This window comes from Marinimicrobium sp. ARAG 43.8 (assembly GCF_050113635.1).
Classification (GTDB): domain Bacteria; phylum Pseudomonadota; class Gammaproteobacteria; order Pseudomonadales; family Cellvibrionaceae; genus Marinimicrobium.
In genome coordinates, this window is record NZ_JBNJLT010000001.1 from 848,745 (window position 1) to 867,808 (window position 19,064).

Here is a 19,064-nt window from a genome sequence, read left to right on the forward strand (position 1 = left end):
CATCCTGAAATGAGCGACAGGCCTGGCACAGCCCGCCGGGGGTTAAAAATGGACGCGAATTGTACACCAATCAACCAGCACGCTTCCAAGAAAAATGCTCATTCCGTCCCCGCAGTCCATTCATAGTGAGGCGCCCCCTTCTGGGGGATTGAACCGGGATGTCTCGGAGCGGTCAAACTTTGAACAAAGCGGGCCATCCGGTTTATTCTATCAATAGCCTGTTATCTAACACGGAATTTTAACCACGGCTCACCACAGTTCTACCGCGAGGCGCCATATGAACGTCTACAGCGAACGGCAAGGCGGGCTCCGCGAACCGCACTCTTCGTCCACCCGAAACACATTCTTGCTGGTGCTGGCGGCACTCGCGCTGCTGTGGATTACAGACACTCGCGCCGAAGACCGAATCTACCAAACGCCCGAGCTGGAACAGTGGCTCGCGCCCATTGCCCTGTATCCGGATTCCGTGCTCTCCCATGTCCTGATCGCCAGCACCTATCCGCTTGAGGTCGTCCAGGCGCATCGCTGGAGCGAGCGCCACCCGCAACGGGAGGGCGCAGAGGCCGTGGCGGCGGTGGATAACGAAGACTGGGACCCCAGCGTCAAGGCGCTGGTGGCCTTTCCGGACCTGCTGGCCCGAATGAGTGACGATCTCGACTGGCTGGAGCAATTGGGGGAGGCGTTTCTGGATGACGAAGCCGCCGTACTGGCCGCGGTGCAGGACTTGCGCCAACGCGCCTATCATGAAGGCCATTTGCAAAGCACCGATCATCAAAGTGTGATTGTGGAGAGCAATACCATTATTGTGGAACCCCGGGTTTCAACGGTGGTGTACCTTCCCTACTACGACACTCGAACCGCCTACGGCGCCTGGCGCTGGCAGAGACACCCGCCCAAAGCCTGGCACCACCCCCGTCGCGGTTACTGGCACTCTGGTGTTTTCTGGAGTTTCGGGACCCACATCGATCAGCGCCAATTTTACTTCAGCGGCTTTCGCTGGCATGACCGCGCCACACTGGTCGTCAACCTCGGCCACCGTCACCCGGCTTTCCACTCGGGCCGCAGTGTCGTGAGCTATCGCGAGGCCCAACACTGGAAACACAATCCACGGTACCAACAAAGGACGCATCGGCAAGGAAAGCACCGGCAATCCGTGATCTATCGCCAGCGCCCGAACCACCCCACGCACAACCGCCAAAGGCACGGTAACCGCCACTATGTGACGCCCTCTTCGCCTCCCACGATTAAACACGCTCCCAGCACTCGCCAAGCCAACGAGCATCCCGCGCACCGGCATCAAGTGCACCCGCCAGACGCACCGTCAAACCAACAAAGTTTTCAACGCAGCACCCGAGACCGAGTGGAAGCGGCCCGCAACCGGCCCAGCATTACGGACCGAGCCAGGCAACGGCGGTAGCGTTTACACAATTAACCACACGACCGCAGCCGCGAGTAAAACGCCAAACGCCAGTCGGCCAAACCCCACTGGCGTCATGGCCGGGGAAACATTCGCACGTCCATGAAACATGGCGGCGGTCAGGTTCTGCTTGCGCCACAACAGGTAGTAAGCAATCGCGACAATATGCAGCGCGATAAAAACCAATAACAAATTGAAGGTGAACTCATGCCAACCGGTGAGCATTCGGCTGGCTCTAAAGGATAGGTAGTCGGCAAAAGGGCCGCCATCAAACCCGTCTACATCAATGGCGAACAAACCGAGCACGATCTGCACCAGTAACAGTAGCAGTAACGCCAGGGCGCTATACCCACCCAACGGGTTGTGACCCGCCGATGCCGGGGTCCCGCGCTGCGGCAATGCTTTCAGATATTGCCAAACCGTTGATGGCTTTTTAAGAAAGTGACTGAACCGGGCTGTGCTGCTACCAAAAAAGCCCCAATAAAACCGAAACAGAACCACGCCCAGCAATCCGTAGGCGCAATAGGTGTGGTAAACAATTTCGCCGTTTTCTGCCGTCCACCAGCACGCCGCCACCAACAGCACGATCAACCAGTGCGTCGCTCGAATCGCGCCATCCCACAACGGTTGTTTTTTTGCCGCAGAACCTGCCACTGTCATTCTTAGTCCACCCGATAACTGTCGTGGCACGAGGAGCAATGATTGCGAAGGGCCCGAAGCTGCTTACCCACACCGGCGATATCCCCCGAATCCGCCTGCGCCGCCAACGCTTTACTGTCTTCAATCAGCTCCTGGGTAATTCGGTCGAACTTTTCCCGATTCTTCCAAATGTATTCTCGTGCATCGGTTTTCAGCCCGGCATCGGGGCCGCTTCCCTCCGGGAACCAGCCGGCGATGTTTTCCGACAAGGTCGAGATAGTAGCCAATGCCGTTTTTATTTCATCCGGCTTGGGACTGCCGCTTTTGTATTCATCCCGCAAGGTTTTCAGGGCGGCACCCATCTCGTTGAAACCGTCCTGGCGTTCATCAACCAATGCTTGCTGGGCCTGCGCGGTCACTGCGCTCGACAACACGACTAACGCTACGGCTCTGAAAAACATCGTCATCATAATTCCACCTTCTTCGGAGTCTGAAATATTTCGGCGAACTCAGCGCGAGCTCGAAACTGTTCGTCGTTGGCCATGTTTGCGGGGGTTTGTCCCCAACGGTCTTCAATATCCGTGCGTGCGCCCCGGCTGGCCAACTGTTTGAACAATTCGCCGGTCTGTTTATTGGTCAAGGTATTTGAATACCCCATCAACAGGTGCAGAGGCGTTTGCCCATACTGATTGGTCACGTTCGGGTCGGGCACCAACGTCAAGGCAAAGCCCAGCGCCTCCGGATTGTTCTGCGCAGCGGCCAACACCACATTGGTGCCGTCCTCAGCGACAAAGTCCACATCGGCGCCCGCCTCAATCAAGGCGCGCATCATCGCCGCCGAACTATGCTCCGCCGCGAGCAACAATGGGGACCGCGCGTAACTAACGTAAGGCCGACTGGTAAAGTTAACTTCGTAACGCCACACCACTTTCGATTCGCCCGTCAGAGCATTGGGGTTGGCGCCTTTGGCCAATAGATGTGCAACCAAAGAGAGCTGGTCATTTTTTATGGCCGCATGCAGTAGTTGATCGCCATTACGATCATAGGCCGCAAGATCCGTCTCATCACTCAACAGGCGATCGGCCACACGAAACTGCTTCTGATACATCGCCATTTGAATGGCCGTGGTATCGCCAGGACCTCTGTGCTCGGCATCGCCACCCGCATCCAGGATCAGTTCTGCCATTTCCGGATTGCCACTGCGCAAGGCAAAAAACAACGGCGAAAAGCCCTTATGGGTAACCCGGTTAATATCGGCACCTTCCCGGATCAGATGCTTCGCATTGTCAAGCCGAGCGTTTGCAGCGGCCCACATCAACGGTGTTTGCCCGGTGTCGTCGACCGCGTCAGCGGAAGCCCCTTTAGCGAGCAGCCGTTCAACCGTTTGTACATCGGAATGTCCCGCGCACAGGGCCAGAGGCGAAACACCATCGGCCGTGGATCTCTCCACTTTCGCCCCGGCATCGAGCAAAGCCATTACGATGGATGGCTCTCCCCGTTGGCACGCGACAATCAACGGACTGAAACTGCTCAAATGACTATCGCCCACATCCGGTTTAGCGCCTTCCGCCAGCAACTGACGCACCAGATCAGGGTTTTGTGTTTCCACCGCCCAGGCCAGCATCAACGAGCCGTCGGGCAGCGGCTGATTAAGCTCCACCCCGGTCTCCAAGGCTTCAGCCACTTGTGCCGGGTTGCCTTGAGGGATCGCACGTTTCAGCGCTTCCTCCGCCGTCTCGGCGATGGCTCCAGAAAAGGCGGTCGGCGCGAACAGCATCGCGGACGCGATGGACAACGCCGAGGCCGCGAGACATTTTAATTTCACAAACTTGTCCTCAACTGTCTGTCAGGAATAAAGCGCATCGAGCGAACGGGTGCTATCACCGAAGCTTTCTGCCGGGACACCCATTTCATGCATTAACGACAACATCAAGTTGCACATAGGCGTATCCTTCGGCTCCTTGATATGGCGGCCACCGCGCAAGCCACCACCGGCGACCAGTGCGGGCAGGTCCATATTGTCGTGAACATTCGGTTCACCGAGACTGGCGCCGCCCAATACCAGCGTACTGTCCAGCAAGGTCTGCTCACCGTCCGCCGTGTTGCTCAAGCGATCCAGAAGATAGCCAAACTGCGTCATGTGCAGCCGATTGATTTTGATGAGTTTCTTGATCTTTTCTTCGTTGCCGCCATGATGACTGAGACTGTGATGCGCGTCCGGCACACCAATCTCCGTGTAGGCACGGTTGCTGAGTTCACGGCCCAACATAAACGTACTGACGCGGGTCATATCACTCTGTAAGGCCAGGACCTGAAGGTCGACCATGATCTTGACGTGCTCTTCGAACGACTGGGGGATACCGGCGGGCAACGCAATCTGGCTGGTATCCACATCGTTGGTTTGCGCCGCTGCTTTTTCGATACGACGTTCCACCGCGCGAATAGATTCCAGATATTCTTCCAGCTTGCGCCGATCGTTCATACCCAAGCGGGGAGACAAGCGGCGAGCATCGTCCAGTACATAGTCGAGAATGCTGGCGTTGGTTGCCAACCGGGCCTGACGGGCGTCTTCATCCAACGCTAACGTATCGCCAAAGAGTCGCTCGAACACATCGGAAGGTTTAACCGCCACCGGCATGGGCGAAGTTGGGCTGCGCCATGAAAGCGTATTGGTGTACGTACAGCTGTAACCCACATCACAACTGCCGAGCAGAGTTTGCGGCTCAATACCCAATTCCAATGACGCTAGCTGCGTGTGCTTTCCCACATGATTGGCAATAACCTGATCCATGGAAATACCGCAGTAAATATCAGCACCTTCGGTGCGCTTGGGGTGCGCCCCGGTGAGGTAAGCACCGCAACTGCGGCCATGACTTCCGGGTCCATCGCCCAACGCATTGGCATTGTAGTGCGCCAGACCAGTGATCACGGAAAACGTATCCCGGTGCCGTGCAATCGGCTCAAGAATGGGCGTTATCTCATAATGTTCACCCGTCGTCGCGGGCGTAAAGCTGGGCATCCGCAAGCCGTTCGGCATATAGAAAACGCTCAGCTTTTTCGGGCGGTTTTCCATCGCGGTATTGGCCAGCGCCGACGGCACCAGAGACTCCATCACCGGGATGGAAATAGCGGCCCCCAGGCCGCGCAATAATGTCCTACGGGACAGACGCAGTGTGTCTTTCATGTTCTGGCACCATTCTGTAGTTAAAAGGTTCGCTGGCAAGAATGCCGAGGATAATGTCGTGTACGGCGTAATCGTTTCGTTCAGCCTGACGAAGCACGCGGCGAATATGCGGCTGGTCGCTGGCTTCAAGGCCACGACCCAGCGCGTAGGTCATCAGCCGTTCGATAAACGCACCGGCAAACTGTCGACGGTCATCCATCAGCACATCCTGCAATCCGTGTAACCCAGCAAATTCCCGCCCATCCGGCATCGCCGTACTCACATCGATGGGGTGCCCGGCATCCAGCTCCCGCAGCCGACCAATGGCATCGTACTTTTCCAACGAGAGACCAATCGGGTCCATCCGCGAATGGCAGGAATGACACGCCGGGTCTTCACTGTGCATCGCCATCTGTTCGCGCGCGGTCAGCGCTTTACCGGTGGAGGAGGTGGGCTGAAGCGCGGGAATATCCGGCGGAGCCGCCGGCGGTGGGGCCGCCAGTATATTGGCCAGCACCCAGTGGCCGCGGCGCACCACGGAGGTATGGTTGGCATAGGAGGTAACGGTAAGAATACTGGCCTGCCCCAGCAGGCCGCCACGCATTGCGTTGTCAGTCAGTGCTACACGCCTGAGTTCCGGACCTTGCACACCGTCGATACCGTAGTGTTCTGCCAGACGCTCGTTCACGAAGGTGTAATCGCTTTTGATAAAATCCAGGATGCTGGCATTTTCGCGCAGAATTGAAGTGAAAAACATTTCACTTTCGCGTTTCATCGCCTGGCGCAGCGGCACATCAAATTCGGGGAACGCTTTCACATCCGGACGGTGAAATTCCAGATTACGCAAGTACAGCCACTGGCCGGCAAAATTCTCTTCGAGCGCCAGTGAGCGTTCATCTTTTAACATACGCGCCACCTGTTCGCGCAGTATGCTTGGCTCACGCAGCCTTCCCTTTTCCGCCAGCGTCAATAGTTCTTCATCCGGCAGGCTGCTCCACAGGAACAGCGCCAACCGCGAGGCATACTCCAGATCACTGATGCGATGCACATACCCTGGCGCCGCATCCGCTGGATCGCTTTCAAACAAAAACAGGAAACTGGGGGAGACCAAAATCGCCTGAACCGCCGCCGCGATGCCTTCCTCATAGCCAGAGCGGTCCTCCACCTGTCGGTAGACAGCCATCAGCCGATCAACATCAGTGTCTGTAACAGGGCGGCGAAACGCCTGACGGGCCAACCGAGCAATAATTTTCTCGGCACAATAGGTTTCGTTAAATGGCCAGAATCGCGGTGTGCAGGAAAATATCTTCTCCCGGCTTGGGGTGTCACCCGGGCCAGTAACTTCGTACGGACCCGCCACATTAATTTCCAATACATCACGAGGGAAGTTCTTCTGTGCATAGCGAGGCGACATATAATAGGAAGGCACTTCCGTGCTGCCGACGCGGCGCCCGTCGACCACAAAATCCAGTGTCAACGCTTCGGGCGGCTCCGTGGGCAGCGGCACCTCTTCCGTCGTGTTGCGCCATACCTGCACGCGTTCGTCCAGCGCCAGCGTTTTGCGGAACGTCATGCCAATCTTATGCGGACCAGCGGTAAGAGGCACCTTCAGGCTTACCCGGTTTTCTTCCAGGCGATCCACTTCGTTGTTGGTGTTAGCGTTCAGGTAACCGCTGATTTCATACTCACCGTCCAGAGGCGCAAAATAGTTGAAAACGCCACCGCCACGGGAATCCAGCGGCAGGTACTCACTCATGCGTTCATCGTATGAAGGCACCCCCTGATTCAAAATAGAACCGTCTTTGGGCAGTTGATACGTCGTTGTATAGGGTTGACTGGAACCCAAACCGACCGCCAGGCGGCTCACTTTGCCAGCCACATTCATATAGCGATCCATCAAGGCCGGAGACACCGACAGCACATCGGCGATATTGTCGAAGCCATAACCCGAGTCATCGGGTGGTAACTGATCTGTCAGTTCTATTTCCAGATGCAACAAATCCCGCACGGCGTTGCTGTACTCACTGCGATTTAACCTTCGCAGCGTTGCGCGGCCAGGATTGGGGTGATTGAGCGCATACTGATCCAAAGACCCTTGCAGCCAACCAACAAACCCCTGCAAGTCGCGCTCTTCGGGGCGCGGGCGGCTGGGCGGTGGCATTTCACCGCGCTGCGTAACCCGCAGCACGGCTTCCCAGGCATCGAGGTTCATCCCGTGAGTAACATCGTCCATGCTCACGTCAGACAATGTCCAGTTACCCGACATTCGCTCATCGTTATGGCAGCGTGAACAGTGTTCGTCGAGGAAGGCTTCGGCATCCTCCAGATGTCCAACCGACGAAGCCAACGCCCCATTACTTGTACTTGCAATGCAACACACCATCACGGTGGTGCAGATCAACAGTCGAGTGGGCCGCTGGTATACCGCCCGGAGATAAGGCTTAACGGCTAAAGGCAATCGCATCATAAAATTAAAACCACGGCTATCTCGGCCCGCTCAGGCGGGCTGCTAAATACAGGCTAAAAGTACCTTTAGCTTTCGAGAGAGCAAAATGTGGTCCAATTTTGTGACCATTTAGTCAGCTTTTATAATTTATGTAATAAAATTATTTATAATCAATAGTTTATATGGATAAATTTACTACCCAACTAAACAAGACCTCAATAGGAAAAGTGATGATTAATCGAAAAGTGCGCCGCGCTGGGGCGCAAAATGGCCATTGGATTAGGCAATTGATCCAGATAAGAGCAGAATCGAGTGATTACGGCTTAACTTAATAAGTCCGGTTCGGTGATGTCGGCCATGCTCCCGGCTCTCCAGGGTGTGATTGCAATGAACTCCTCCGCTGCCACCTCTTGGGTACCCAGAACTGTGGACGGTCCTGAAGTGCCCATTCCAGCGATGCCGACAGGCGTGCGCGTTGTGGTCCAGTCTCCAGCACCTGCTGGCAACATTCGATGCTCAATGGGGCACCCCGCAGATGGCGCTGACCCGAAGGGAAACGGTGCTTAATCGTCTCCCAAAACGCTGACAGCTTTTCTGTATGAGGCCAAGGCAGGTATTCGTCATGATCCAGTGGTGGAATCGCCGAGTCCGGGTCGTCATCGGCTGCCGAGGCACTTGTACTCGGCAACCGATGATTCAATTCGTGTTCTTCGAGATCGAATCCGGTAATTTGGGCAAATGCCTCCCCTGCCACTCGAGCCAAACTGAGATGCTTCATGCAGCTGAGCAGCCAGGGAATGATTTCCGGGTCCCCATACGCACCCGCAGCCTGAATCGCTAACCTTGCCCCCTCGTGGGACTGTTGGGCAACATGAGATATCCAACGTCTGGCATCCAGTCGCGATAGCGACCGAACCGCTAACATCAGTGCCGGTCTTTGGCCAGCGCCAACATTCAGCGCTAAAGAAGCCAGCCGCTTGGCTGCAACATTTTCGCCCAACAATATTGTGGCTCGGATACTTTCGAACCGGCAACGGTGATTATTGCTCTCGTGAGCCTCCAACAAAAATAGGGAAAGATCATGGCGTTTAAAGACACCCACACACTTAAGCGCCTCCGCGTGCAGCCGGCTATTCGCTCGACAGTCATCACGGCGCAGGATACGGGTCAGGAAATTGCAAGGATCTTCAGCTCGGGTCCGGCAAGCCGCGAGCGCCAATCGCTTATGCAAAAAATCTTTGCTGCTCAGAAAACGTCGCAACCAATCGTGAACATAACGATCAGGCAACCATCCCAATGCGGAGACCAGCGCATCGACACCAGTCGACGTGCTTACTCCGATATCCACAACGTTCTGTATACGCGAAGCGCAGCGACTTCGAAAGGCTATAACCGCCGCCACGAAAACCGACCCGGGGTCATTTGAATTTAATGCTTCAGAGCAGGCTCGCCAGGCCTCATCCGGTGCCTGCGCCATTGCGCGGAACTGACCATCCAAACGATTTTCCAGCTCTACCAGGTCGCGGGCATAGTAATGAGGTTGCGACTGTGCCCGTTCGTGCAAAAACCACAAAAAGGAAGCCATTTCCACATAATCGTCAAACTGACCCTCATAACCTGACACTGGCGAGGGAACGGCGGTAACGGCAGCGGTCATCTAGGAATTACCCCATAATATTTTTCTTGTTATGGTAGAGAGGATCACCCATTCGGCAAACACTTTTACCTTCGATCTTTACATCGAAAGAGTACATCATATACTCACACTCCTCCCCCTGTTGGCCACTGATCACACCTTTATTAACACCCGCCTCATCACCCGCGCTTTTGGAGTAAACTGCCCCCTTAACCATAGGCATCTGTCCATCAAGCTGGACCGTTTTCGGGCCTTTGGCCGCATCGGCAGATTGCCCAATATTCGGATATGGAATTGGAACAACGGCGGAACCCACTGGAGTTTTGCATACGTCAGGGAACACCGTACTCGTTCCACCACTGCCTTTATGGGCTATGCCTCTTCCATTTGCAAAAGTCGTTTGCGCCATAGCATTTCCCCCTTCGTTGTGTTCTCGCAATGTCAGCGCGACAGCGCTACCGTCACGCTTTCGACGCTCAGCAGGCGATGCGAGCGACTCAAACTCGCACGCCAAGTCATACTCAACGCCTTCTCTTCAGGTCTAACAAAGACGGTTTCCAGTTGAGGCTGCATTGACTCAGAGCCTCGTTTGCACTTGGCACTCACTGAAAGAATCACTTTCGGTAGCCGACTGCGCCATTCACCGGCAGGAGAAAACCCTGAGAACGTCATTGGCTCTTCACCAGAAAGCCAACCCGGATAGACAAGCCCTGGGGAGGCAACATTAAAAAATCGTCTGGAAAAGTCCTCCGGCACAAATGGCGCGCGTGTACGCTGCCAGTTTTGATCGTAAGTGCCTGCGTACTGCGCACGTGAGTGCCAGTGAGGTGCCACCGGACCAACACCGACCGGCTCCGGGTAATCATCGCGACTCCGAACTCCTCCCAGAGGGTGCTCTATATTGGGTAAAAGTTGCCCCTCAACCGACACATCCTGACAACGCCCTATAGCAAAACGTCCTACCGGGTTCCGGTCGTCATACACCAACCAGCGCGATTGTTCGGCCACTGCACCACCGTATGCTCGCTCATAACGCAAAGGAATGCGCTCAAATGGTTCAGGATCACTGGGCTTCCCTCGCTCCCAAACCCGATCCCCGCATACCTTCAACTGATGCCGAAGAGAGCCAATATGGATACCTACCTCATGCCAGAGAACCCGACGTCCGTCGGGAGCACAGGCGTCGCCCTCGACAATAATATCTGTAGTGGATTTTCCGAGGTGAAGTTCACTAGGGTAGCGAAGGCTGGAAGTAGCGGGCTCAGTGAAATACTGATCTGCCTTCCAGATTGGCAACGGGTTGTCCGCAAGCGTCCAACTAGGAGACTCCCGAAACGATGCTTTCACTACTACATACAGAGCCTCGTCCCCACTATCGTCGTTCAGAGACATAAGTTCCGCTTGAAAGGGTGTGCGATTATTGAGCTGTAACATTAGAAATCACTCGGGAAGCCAATCAGTTCAGTTGAACCGCGGCACCCAGCACTCGGTTCACACCATCAGATCGGCTGACTAAATGCTGTCCCCTAAGAAGAATCTTTCCCTCAGCTGTTAGAGTGATGCTCGCTGCTCCACAACGCAATACTACTTTCCTATCCCCTTCGACCAATGTGGTCTGACCGTCTACCTCGACGGCAGGCGGATATTTTTTCTCCACCTCCGGCAAAGGTTTCTCAAGTACCATATCGAGTGGCGAATGGACCAGACCCATTAAAACCGGCGTTCTGAGACCTCCACCTGCCAGCATGATAACCGCCTGTCGACCAATGTAGGCACGACACAAAGGTATTACAGATGTCACCTCCAGAGTGAGACTTTGATTCCCCAAAATTACTCTGACACTGGCAGCGCCCTTGTCGGTGATATCCACCATCGTCCCCAGAAGAACCTCTCCGGGACCTAGCGCCTGAACAGCTTCTTCAAGTACGTCAGTTGGCTGAAACTGATCAGTCATATAATCCATAAACCCTACTCCACACGATCAATTACTTGTTACTTTGTTGCCCTTGATTGCAACAGTACCAGAGCCTTTAACATTGACACTCTCTCCCTTTATGGTAATGTCGCCGTTGCTTTTCATATGAATCATCGCGGACCCAGTTTTTAACGTGATCTCATCATCGGCTTGCAGCTGAATGCTTTTAGCATTTAGCTCATAACGTTCTTTAACATTCTCTCGATAACTGCCACCCACACGTTCTGACAAGTCCTTATTCACCGAAATGACCATGTTGTTTCCAATGGTTTCAGTGTGATCTTCCTTCACCTCAAGATTCTTGCTTTTTCCAATAACTTCCCTGTGGTTCTCGCCTACCTCTATAGTTTTGTCCTTACCAACATTCTCACTCTGATTGTTATTGACTGTCTTCTTTCGATCATTCTCGATAATAGAACTTTCGTCGTTGCGAATGGTTTTTTGACGATTATTTTCAATAGTCAACGACTGATTGTTTTCAACCTCTACATCATAGTTCTTCTCGGCGTGCAGAAGGATCTGCTCACTGCCTTTCTTGTCCTCAAACCGAAACTCATTATAGTTATCCGGGCCACCCCCTTTTGTTGATCGGGTTTTAATACCGCTCTGGGTTTTAGAACTGTACACAGGTCGATTCTTTCCGTTATAAACGGCGCCGGTCACAAGTGGTCTATCAGGGTCTCCACTTAAGAAATCGACAACAACCTCCTGACCTATCCGGGGAATAAAAAAAGCTCCCCATTGATTTCCCGCCCAGGATTGGGTGACTCGCAGGAAACAAGAACTGCTCTCGTTACGCTCGCCCTCACGATCCCAGTGAAATTGCACCTTGATCCGGCCAAGCTCGTCGATGTAAACCTCCTCCCCTGCGGGACCAACTACTGATGCAGTCTGAGGACCGCTCATTGTAGGCCTTCCATGCATTCTCATTGGGCGGATCGTTGTATCAGAGCGGACGCACAAGAACCGGTTGTTGTAGCTCTGGGCCCGCTCGCCTCCAGTTTTCTGCGTTTCATCGACGATTTCATGGTGCACCTCAAGAAGAACATAGTCCCCTTTTTCCTCCGAGGACTCGTGCTTGGCGAGGGTAAACTTTCCCCCGGCGACCATCTGGCTATAGTTGGAACTTCCACTTACCGTGTTCAACTCCAGCTCTTGTGCCTGCATTCGCATGCGGGGGTCGCGGTCGTGGTCTTGGGGATGGTAGTAACCCGGGTACTGATAAATCTCGAACTGGTTGCTATGCGCGAAGTCACTACTGCTTCGCGCGCTCAACATCAATGATTTTCCGGGCTCCTTAAAATCAAAATCTGTTACCGTTACCTGGCCGGTTTGGTATCGGTAGGAGTGTTGCCACTGGCTAATTTTGGCGGTCGGGGAGCTACCCCCAGAGTATTCTAAAGCATCTTTCTGCAGAGAAGCGTATCCGTTGGACTGATCCAATAAAATCAACTTGTGCTTTCCATCCGTATGCTCGAAGTAGAACGAGATTCCATCTTCTTCCAATATTCGTAAAATAAAATGGAGATCGCTTTCACCATGCTGCACGCAGTATTCTCGGCGGGCTCCAGGGGCCGCACGGAACTCAAAATCCTTTAGACCATTATTCGAGAATACTTCCGAAACAATATCTTTAGTGGTCTTATCCTGAAATATTCGGTGATTGATGTTATAGCGGAAAAACGCCAGCCATGGCTCCAGGATCATCGTATAGGTACGCGCATTATCGCGATCCACTTCCCCCACTTGAAAACAAGACACATGCCCGGAGAATACGCGGCCATGTTCGTCCTGAAGCGTAACGCTTCCAGCCTTTCCCATAATATCGGAGGGCCTGATTGACGGGCTTTCGGAGATTAACGTCACATCAAAACGATAGAGCCCGGATACGTACTCTGATCCAGAGAATTTTGTGACAAGAAAGGTGTCCTCCCCAAGGGAGAAGTCGCTGATCGTGACCAGTCTATTTTCCTGAGTAAGCTGCTGCATAAACGTCGCAACCTGAAAGCCGCACACAAAACGGGGCGGTATCGTTCCTTGCCTTTTAGCCGGGAATCTCCCGGGAGCACCGCCCCGAAGATACAATCTCCGGGGCTTACAGCCTTACAGTGGTTTGGCTGTTGTCAAATCGTACCCAACCCGTTGCGGGCTGGAAGATTTGTTGGATTTATCGAAATCGTTGTAGTTCACCATAATTTTCGCAAAACTCAACGTGATCGTTTCCATTGGGTCACCGTCACCGGAACCGGAAATACTGTATCCGCTGACCAGACAGTCTTCCAGAACATAGTCCATATACTCGATGACCTTATCGGCACCGGTTTGAACAAACTTCACAGTAACTTTTTTACCCGCAGAACCGGTCACAGCCTCTTTAAACAGTGCTGTCGCCGAGTTGTCGGCCATTTTTGTCAGAGTAATTTCACTGACGGTAGGGCGAGTTGCTTCGCGATTGGAAAGGTTTCCGGGCTCCATCGTAATGCCACGGCCGACACCAAAATTCAGGGACTGAACAGCAATGTGGTCCTTATAACCATCCGCTGTTACGTTTCCTTTGATGCCTTCGTACTCAAGATAAATTGCCATTTTTCGACTCCTTGCGTTTTCTGTTTATAGATATCAGAACTGAAAGAATTCCAGAACCGAGCAACATTCCCTGTCACCTTTTTTTCGCAACGAGAAGTACACGGAGGACAACTTTGCAACCCTGGTACCTGGCGCGGATGATAGTCAATTTAATAACTGACAACAACCGCGTTAGGAAAAATCCTTAACTTTTTAACAGTATCGAGACTGTGTTCACTTAATTCTAGAAAACTTAGGAATTCCATGAGAACTAGTTCAAACTTATAGCCGTACAAAAATCATTCAAATCATATCCATACTGGCGCATTCGTTTTTTTTCAGATTTTTCTAAAGAAAGCCTAATGAAGGCCAGCGACTGGTACTCATGTTGGAAGAAACTCAATAGGGTAAATTACCGTTATACTTTCTGAAGCTGTAGCGTCAAATTCAAACAGCAATATTCTCGACACAATACGTTGCTCAAAAATAGGGTTATTAAGATCACTGGATACCATATCGACTTCCGTCACCTGTCCTGTCGACGCTATGGTAATTTCCACGACCAATCTCCCTTGAAGTCCGGGTGTTTGGCGTCGGGCCCTCTTTTCCGCATCAGTCAAAGGCTCCGCGGGGCGTTCACGCTCCTTCCGCTCAACTACCGGTTGTGGTACGACTATCGGCGCAGGCTTGGGTAAAGGCTCTGCCTCAGGTTCTCGGGTCGGGGGCGGTTTGGTTTGATCGACAATAAAACGCACTACCCGCTCGGGAGTATCCGCTCTTGTCACACGGGCCGGTTCAGGCACATCTACCGAAGATAGGACATTTATCACCGTCACCACAATAATCAGAAAGATGACCAAAAAGATTTTAAAGCTACGATCTCTCGATGACGTTGGCTGCCACTGCGTCACCAGCGTCCGGTAATCTGTAGCGGGTAGCGGCGGAGACACAGTCAAGGACGCGCTCCTTGGGTTACTTCGCCAGCATCTCTGGCTGCGAAATTCACTTTTCTGAATGCTAGAGAGCGGCTGGTTTCCACCACTTTTTGTATCGTATCGTAAGCCACGGCCTGGTCTGCAACTACCATCAATACATCTTCGCTACGTTCAGCTGCCAGCGATTGCCGGTACAGCAACTCCTCTCGCAATGGGTTCAGGATGCCATCGACCGTTCTTTTTGTATCCCGCACACTCATAACACGCCTCCCTTGGACTACAATATCCTCCTCAGTAATCATGACCTGAAGATGGTTACCAGGATCATTACCACCATTTAGCTCTGGGAGCGTCAGCATCTTCTGTCCGGGAATATCCGGATCGTTCGATGCGTTGATCAACAGGAAAAATACCAGAATAGTAAATATGTCCATAAGCGATATCAGATTCAGCCCCGGAACCTAGCGCATTTTCTGCTGACGTTGAGTACGGCGCATTCTTCGGTTTTGTGGTTTCATGCTGCGTCCTCTACAGCCGGAGCCTTTCCTAAAGAGATATCCGGAAATAACTCCACCCGCTCCACTGCACCCATGCGTACTTGTTGAGTACTGGTGATCCGATCCATTATCTACATCATCAAATCGTACGATGCGTCAGGCTCTAGTAGCAGAGCTACACTCGTCTCTCTCGGAAACTTCGACTTTATTTCCAGTAAGGTACCCCGCAATCCATCCCAGGGCTCTTCACTGTCGTTTCTGTCAAGTTTTCGAATAAGCCCCAGCCGAGTCTCCCTGATTACAATCGCCTTTCGAGTCACCACCACCTGTAATTGCAAACCTTCAGCCACCTCGTCAGAACTTCCCTCAGCGTCGGCTCCCGGCAAGTTCAGCTCGAGCACTGTCATTCGCGAAAGAATCGCGGTAATCAGTAAAAAGGGAATCAGAATCACCATCAGGTTCATAAACGCCGTGATATTCAGCTCTGCCGCCTCTAAAGACTGATGCTTGCGTCGATAACGCATGATCAATCCCTGGTCATCAAGTTCAGACACTTCATTGCCGAAGTTTCGATACTATCGACCACTCGAGAGGTTTTGTTAGCGAGGTACGAATGTAAAAGCAGGAGGGGGATCGCAGCGCACAGCCCCAGCGCAGTTGTGTTCATTGCCACAGAAATGCTCGCAGAGAGCATATCGGCTTTTTCCTAAGGATTTGCGTTTGCAACAGCTGTAAACGCACTGATCAGACCCAGAATCGTGCCCAGCAGTCCCAACAAGGTAGCCACATTTGCCAGCGTCGCAAGGTAGTGGGTACGCTGTTCAACTTCGGGCATTACTTCCATCACGCCCTCCTCCATAGCGGCCTCCATTTGTTCTCGAATAGGCACTCCCTTGAGTCGGGAGAAGCCGTAGTTTAGAACCCGACCCAGCGGATCATTGAGGTCTATTACTGACTGTGATGCCCCGTCGTAATCCCGTGCCTTCAACATCGGAGCCAGCTTCATCCACAAACACTGAACCGATTTTTGAGTTCGGCTAAGGTAGAACATCCGATCCGCAGCAATGGCAAGCCCGACCGCCATGACCAAAAATATGATCCACATAAACAGACCACCATCCTGAAAAAAGCGAATAAGTTCCATAGTTTCCTCGACTAGTGACGTTTGCGTACAGTAATTGATTTGGTAATTTCTTCTGCGCTGCTTGAGCGCCCATTGACCCAAGCGTCCAACTGATCCAGTAACTGACGCCGATGAAAGCGATAGGTCGTCCGGGATACTCGATGATTCTGATAATCTGATACCACCTGGTGAAGCTGGCGAAGCGCCGTCTCTGTGCTCATATTGTTATCCTTTAGTTCTGATCCGCCAATTCCCGGATCAGCCGAAACCCCGTTTGTACATCAGCTGTACCATCATGAGCTTGCTGATATGCCAACGAGCATTCAGCCGTCGGCGTGTCATAACTGCCACCCAGCGCGACGATTTTGTTTCCTTTAAGCGCCCATTCTTGAGCGTTGCCCAAGCAATTGACCAACCCCACACGATTTTTCCGCCCGACGCCAGCACGACCCAAGCTTCCACCCCTCTCGATTCCACGCGAGGCAAAGCGGCAATTACGGTTTGGGTCTACCTGAGCATCTACCGCTTCGGCTGCATGAAGCCACTCCTCTATAGTCGGCAGGCGGTACCGGTAGCCGCTCAGCTCACTCAACCAGTGAGCGTAAGATCGGGCTTGTTCAATGGTAATGTTTGTCGCGGGTAGTTCATCGTGGTTTAAAGTCAACTGTTCGCAACCAGTCACCCGGCAGAAGCGGTTGTAATCCGATATCCGAACTTCTTCCCGGCCGATAGCATACGGAGCCCGTCCACGCAGGCCAGGCACAACGACCAACGACGGACCCGCACCAACTCCTTCCAACGTATCCCGACAGCCAGCACGCGGCCCTCTCGCTCCAGCTCCAGCGAGGTCTGCCGCGCATGGGTCTTTGGGGGCGATGGCTATGCCCGCGACGCGAGCGCTGCGCGGTAACATTTGCATAGCCCGTTGCTTAAAGACCAGAGCACGATCCGGGAAGGCACGACCGATCGATTCGATACATTGGGATAGCTCGTCAACAATTCGAGGCCGCTCCTGACTGAAGCGCTCAGTATCAAGCTCTCGAAGCTTTTGTATGGCGACTTCCAAGTCGTCCATATTGAGCTGCTGGCGACAGTTCAGCTGCCGGTTGACAGTGTTCAGCGCTACTGAGAACTCTCTCGCAACCTTTTCCTGCTTCTCGCGCCGCTGCGCTTCCTTGAGCGCCAGTGCCTGCCGCTCCCTTCGGGAAGCTTCTCGATCTTTGTCCTCTGCTCGTACCTCTGCCCACTGGCTGTCAACGCTTTCGACCAATGCCTGCAGAGAATCTTCCTGGGTCGCATAACGTCTGGCATTTTCCAGCAGCGGTTGTGTTTCCTGAAACTCTCGGTTTTTCAAATGCCGATCGATACGATTGAGATATGCGCGGTAAATAACCTCTCGCTGCTGCTCGAGCCAGGCATCTCCGCCAAGCAGTAAAATTCTCAGCTCTCGATAACTGTCCCACAGATCCGCCTGCCAGCTATCGGTAAAACGTGCATCTTCAACTAACCTGATTAATTCATTACGCCGTATTTCCAGACGGGCCTGCTTTTCCATTTCAGCACGCTCGTCCAGGTCAGACAGCGCGGGAACCCATTCGGATCGATACTGGTAGGCAGTGACGGCCATTGATGCCAACAAAATCGCAGTACCGACAAGGTATTTGGTAATGGCGACTTTCTTTTGGCGAAATGACCTTCGAAATTCTGTCACGGACGGCGTTCGATCATTTCGCGAGAACGCGAGGCAGCGCTCTATAGCCTGCCATTGGTAACGATTTAAACCTGGGATTCTCTTGGGCTTAAGATGCTCGCTACAAGCCTCATCAGCATGCCGACGGTTGAACGGGTGTTCACCGGAGAAAATCTCATAAGCAATACACCCTAACGCATAAACATCGTCTCTCGTATCCGGGGGAAGGCCCTCCAGCATTTCCTTGCTGGCGTAAGCCGGTGTCAGTGCGCCCAGGTTGCCAGCATCGAACACGGTTTTATCATCCGGACTCCCATCGTGGCGATCAGCCTTGGCGACCGCTCGAGCAATACCGAAATCAAACACTTTTGGTATGCCACGGTTATTAATAAAGATATTCCCGGGTTTGAGATCCGAGTGAATAATACTTTCGGTATGCGCGTACTCCAGCGCTGAACATATGCCATCCAGGATTTGAAAGCATTCCTCACGAGGTAAACCTGTGGAACGGTACTGCGCAAGCAATTTATCCAATGGCTTCCCGTCGAGAAACTCCATGGTCATAAAGACCTTGTCTCCGTCGCGATCAAAATCGTGTACATTTACAATATTTGGATGCGCTATACGCTGGGTTTTCCTCGACTCTCTCTGTAGAGCAATAAAAGCTTCGGGGTGCGATTTAAACTCTTCACTGAGTACTTTAATCGCCACATAGGGATCTCGGTCCTGAGCTTCAACTTTCAGGCGATCTCGCGCTTTGTATACGACACCCATACCGCCAGCACCGAGCACATCTTCCAGAAGGAAGCGATTTTTCAGCCAATTTTCCGCCGCCGAATCGGTTGACGGCCCACTTCCTCCAGATCTAGTCCCCACACCGAAATCCTTAGGTGGCCCGCTAAGGAGAGTTTCATCATTTGGGTTACGTTGGGTGGTGCGCCTTGAGGGCTCGAAACGAGTGACGTCATCCACAGCGGG

17 protein-coding genes and 1 pseudogene are annotated in these 19,064 nt (G+C 53.1%); 1 reads left to right on the forward strand and 17 read right to left on the reverse strand.

Annotated elements, in window-relative coordinates; translation table 11 throughout:
* The first annotated feature begins 277 nt into the window (after positions 1–277).
* Entirely contained in the window at positions 278–1,417 is a 1,140-nt protein-coding gene (locus tag ACQCLF_RS03575; RefSeq protein WP_426984913.1) for a DUF3300 domain-containing protein, read from the forward strand.
* A 3-nt stretch (positions 1,418–1,420) separates the two neighbouring features.
* On the opposite strand, the gene ACQCLF_RS03580 is transcribed toward ACQCLF_RS03575, so the two are convergent.
* The 17 genes and pseudogenes from ACQCLF_RS03580 to ACQCLF_RS03660 form a co-directional block, all read right to left on the reverse strand.
* Complete coding sequence (locus ACQCLF_RS03580; RefSeq protein WP_426984914.1) at positions 1,421–2,077, reverse strand: cytochrome b/b6 domain-containing protein; 657 nt, start codon at positions 2,075–2,077, stop codon at positions 1,421–1,423.
* Between the two features lie 2 nt (positions 2,078–2,079).
* Entirely contained in the window at positions 2,080–2,526 is a 447-nt protein-coding gene (locus tag ACQCLF_RS03585; RefSeq protein WP_426984915.1) for a c-type cytochrome, read from the reverse strand.
* Positions 2,523–3,881: an ankyrin repeat domain-containing protein gene (locus ACQCLF_RS03590; RefSeq protein WP_426984916.1), complete on the reverse strand. Its 1,359-nt coding sequence runs from the start codon at positions 3,879–3,881 to the stop codon at positions 2,523–2,525. Before ACQCLF_RS03590 ends, ACQCLF_RS03585 begins: the two co-directional genes overlap by 4 nt.
* A 21-nt stretch (positions 3,882–3,902) precedes the next feature.
* Complete coding sequence (locus ACQCLF_RS03595; protein WP_426984917.1) at positions 3,903–5,240, reverse strand: DUF1552 domain-containing protein; 1,338 nt, start codon at positions 5,238–5,240, stop codon at positions 3,903–3,905.
* The gene (locus tag ACQCLF_RS03600) at positions 5,212–7,602 is read right to left on the reverse strand and encodes a DUF1592 domain-containing protein (protein ID WP_426985228.1); all 2,391 of its coding nucleotides are present in this window, start codon (positions 7,600–7,602) and stop codon (positions 5,212–5,214) included. Before ACQCLF_RS03600 ends, ACQCLF_RS03595 begins: the two co-directional genes overlap by 29 nt.
* Before the next feature lie 391 nt (positions 7,603–7,993).
* On the reverse strand, positions 7,994–9,322 hold the full coding sequence (locus tag ACQCLF_RS03605; RefSeq protein WP_426984918.1) for a TIGR02270 family protein: 1,329 nt from the start codon (positions 9,320–9,322) through the stop codon (positions 7,994–7,996).
* Positions 9,323–9,329: 7 nt separating this feature from the next.
* Positions 9,330–9,710: a DUF4150 domain-containing protein gene (locus ACQCLF_RS03610; RefSeq protein ID WP_426984919.1), complete on the reverse strand. Its 381-nt coding sequence runs from the start codon at positions 9,708–9,710 to the stop codon at positions 9,330–9,332.
* Between the two features lie 32 nt (positions 9,711–9,742).
* Positions 9,743–10,693, reverse strand: a complete 951-nt coding sequence (locus ACQCLF_RS03615) for a DUF2169 family type VI secretion system accessory protein (RefSeq protein WP_426984920.1) — start codon at positions 10,691–10,693, stop codon at positions 9,743–9,745.
* Between the two features lie 64 nt (positions 10,694–10,757).
* Positions 10,758–11,264 carry a DUF6484 domain-containing protein gene (locus tag ACQCLF_RS03620; RefSeq protein ID WP_426984921.1) on the reverse strand — a complete coding sequence of 169 codons (507 nt, stop codon included), beginning with the start codon at positions 11,262–11,264 and terminating at the stop codon, positions 10,758–10,760.
* An 18-nt stretch (positions 11,265–11,282) separates the two neighbouring features.
* A complete protein-coding gene (locus ACQCLF_RS03625) occupies positions 11,283–13,265 on the reverse strand; it encodes a type VI secretion system Vgr family protein (protein WP_426984922.1) in 1,983 nt (660 codons plus the stop codon).
* A gap of 114 nt (positions 13,266–13,379) precedes the next feature.
* Positions 13,380–13,862, reverse strand: coding sequence for an Hcp family type VI secretion system effector (locus tag ACQCLF_RS03630; protein WP_426984923.1), 483 nt, complete (start codon positions 13,860–13,862; stop codon positions 13,380–13,382).
* Positions 13,863–14,224: 362 nt separating this feature from the next.
* Complete coding sequence (locus ACQCLF_RS03635) at positions 14,225–14,791, reverse strand: AgmX/PglI C-terminal domain-containing protein (RefSeq protein ID WP_426985229.1); 567 nt, start codon at positions 14,789–14,791, stop codon at positions 14,225–14,227.
* A gap of 2 nt (positions 14,792–14,793) precedes the next feature.
* The gene (locus tag ACQCLF_RS03640) at positions 14,794–15,210 is read right to left on the reverse strand and encodes an ExbD/TolR family protein (RefSeq protein WP_426984924.1); all 417 of its coding nucleotides are present in this window, start codon (positions 15,208–15,210) and stop codon (positions 14,794–14,796) included.
* 194 nt (positions 15,211–15,404) lie between these two features.
* A complete protein-coding gene (locus ACQCLF_RS03645; RefSeq protein ID WP_426984925.1) occupies positions 15,405–15,797 on the reverse strand; it encodes an ExbD/TolR family protein in 393 nt (130 codons plus the stop codon).
* A 2-nt stretch (positions 15,798–15,799) separates the two neighbouring features.
* Positions 15,800–16,417: pseudogene (locus ACQCLF_RS03650) on the reverse strand (MotA/TolQ/ExbB proton channel family protein).
* A gap of 11 nt (positions 16,418–16,428) precedes the next feature.
* Entirely contained in the window at positions 16,429–16,617 is a 189-nt protein-coding gene (locus tag ACQCLF_RS03655) for a hypothetical protein (RefSeq protein WP_426984926.1), read from the reverse strand.
* An 11-nt stretch (positions 16,618–16,628) separates the two neighbouring features.
* The gene (locus ACQCLF_RS03660; protein ID WP_426984927.1) at positions 16,629–19,058 is read right to left on the reverse strand and encodes a protein kinase domain-containing protein; all 2,430 of its coding nucleotides are present in this window, start codon (positions 19,056–19,058) and stop codon (positions 16,629–16,631) included.
* Between the last annotated feature and the right edge of the window lie 6 nt (positions 19,059–19,064).

Bases quoted from the DNA above. Each gene is read 5' to 3' on its own strand.
- ACQCLF_RS03595 (WP_426984917.1), bottom strand. From the start codon at position 5,240: ATGAAAGACACACTGCGTCTGTCCCGTAGGACATTATTGCGCGGCCTG.
- ACQCLF_RS03645 (WP_426984925.1), bottom strand. From the start codon at position 15,797: ATGCGTTATCGACGCAAGCATCAGTCTTTAGAGGCGGCAGAGCTGAAT.
- ACQCLF_RS03610 (WP_426984919.1), bottom strand. From the start codon at position 9,710: ATGGCGCAAACGACTTTTGCAAATGGAAGAGGCATAGCCCATAAAGGC.
- ACQCLF_RS03620 (WP_426984921.1), bottom strand. From the start codon at position 11,264: ATGGATTATATGACTGATCAGTTTCAGCCAACTGACGTACTTGAAGAA.
- ACQCLF_RS03585 (WP_426984915.1), bottom strand. From the start codon at position 2,526: ATGATGACGATGTTTTTCAGAGCCGTAGCGTTAGTCGTGTTGTCGAGC.
- ACQCLF_RS03640 (WP_426984924.1), bottom strand. From the start codon at position 15,210: ATGGACATATTTACTATTCTGGTATTTTTCCTGTTGATCAACGCATCG.
- ACQCLF_RS03580 (WP_426984914.1), bottom strand. From the start codon at position 2,077: ATGACAGTGGCAGGTTCTGCGGCAAAAAAACAACCGTTGTGGGATGGC.
- ACQCLF_RS03600 (WP_426985228.1), bottom strand. From the start codon at position 7,602: ATGGTGTGTTGCATTGCAAGTACAAGTAATGGGGCGTTGGCTTCGTCG.
- ACQCLF_RS03625 (WP_426984922.1), bottom strand. From the start codon at position 13,265: ATGCAGCAGCTTACTCAGGAAAATAGACTGGTCACGATCAGCGACTTC.
- ACQCLF_RS03615 (WP_426984920.1), bottom strand. From the start codon at position 10,693: ATGTCTCTGAACGACGATAGTGGGGACGAGGCTCTGTATGTAGTAGTG.
- ACQCLF_RS03575 (WP_426984913.1), top strand. From the start codon at position 278: ATGAACGTCTACAGCGAACGGCAAGGCGGGCTCCGCGAACCGCACTCT.
- ACQCLF_RS03605 (WP_426984918.1), bottom strand. From the start codon at position 9,322: ATGACCGCTGCCGTTACCGCCGTTCCCTCGCCAGTGTCAGGTTATGAG.
- ACQCLF_RS03630 (WP_426984923.1), bottom strand. From the start codon at position 13,862: ATGGCAATTTATCTTGAGTACGAAGGCATCAAAGGAAACGTAACAGCG.
- ACQCLF_RS03655 (WP_426984926.1), bottom strand. From the start codon at position 16,617: ATGAGCACAGAGACGGCGCTTCGCCAGCTTCACCAGGTGGTATCAGAT.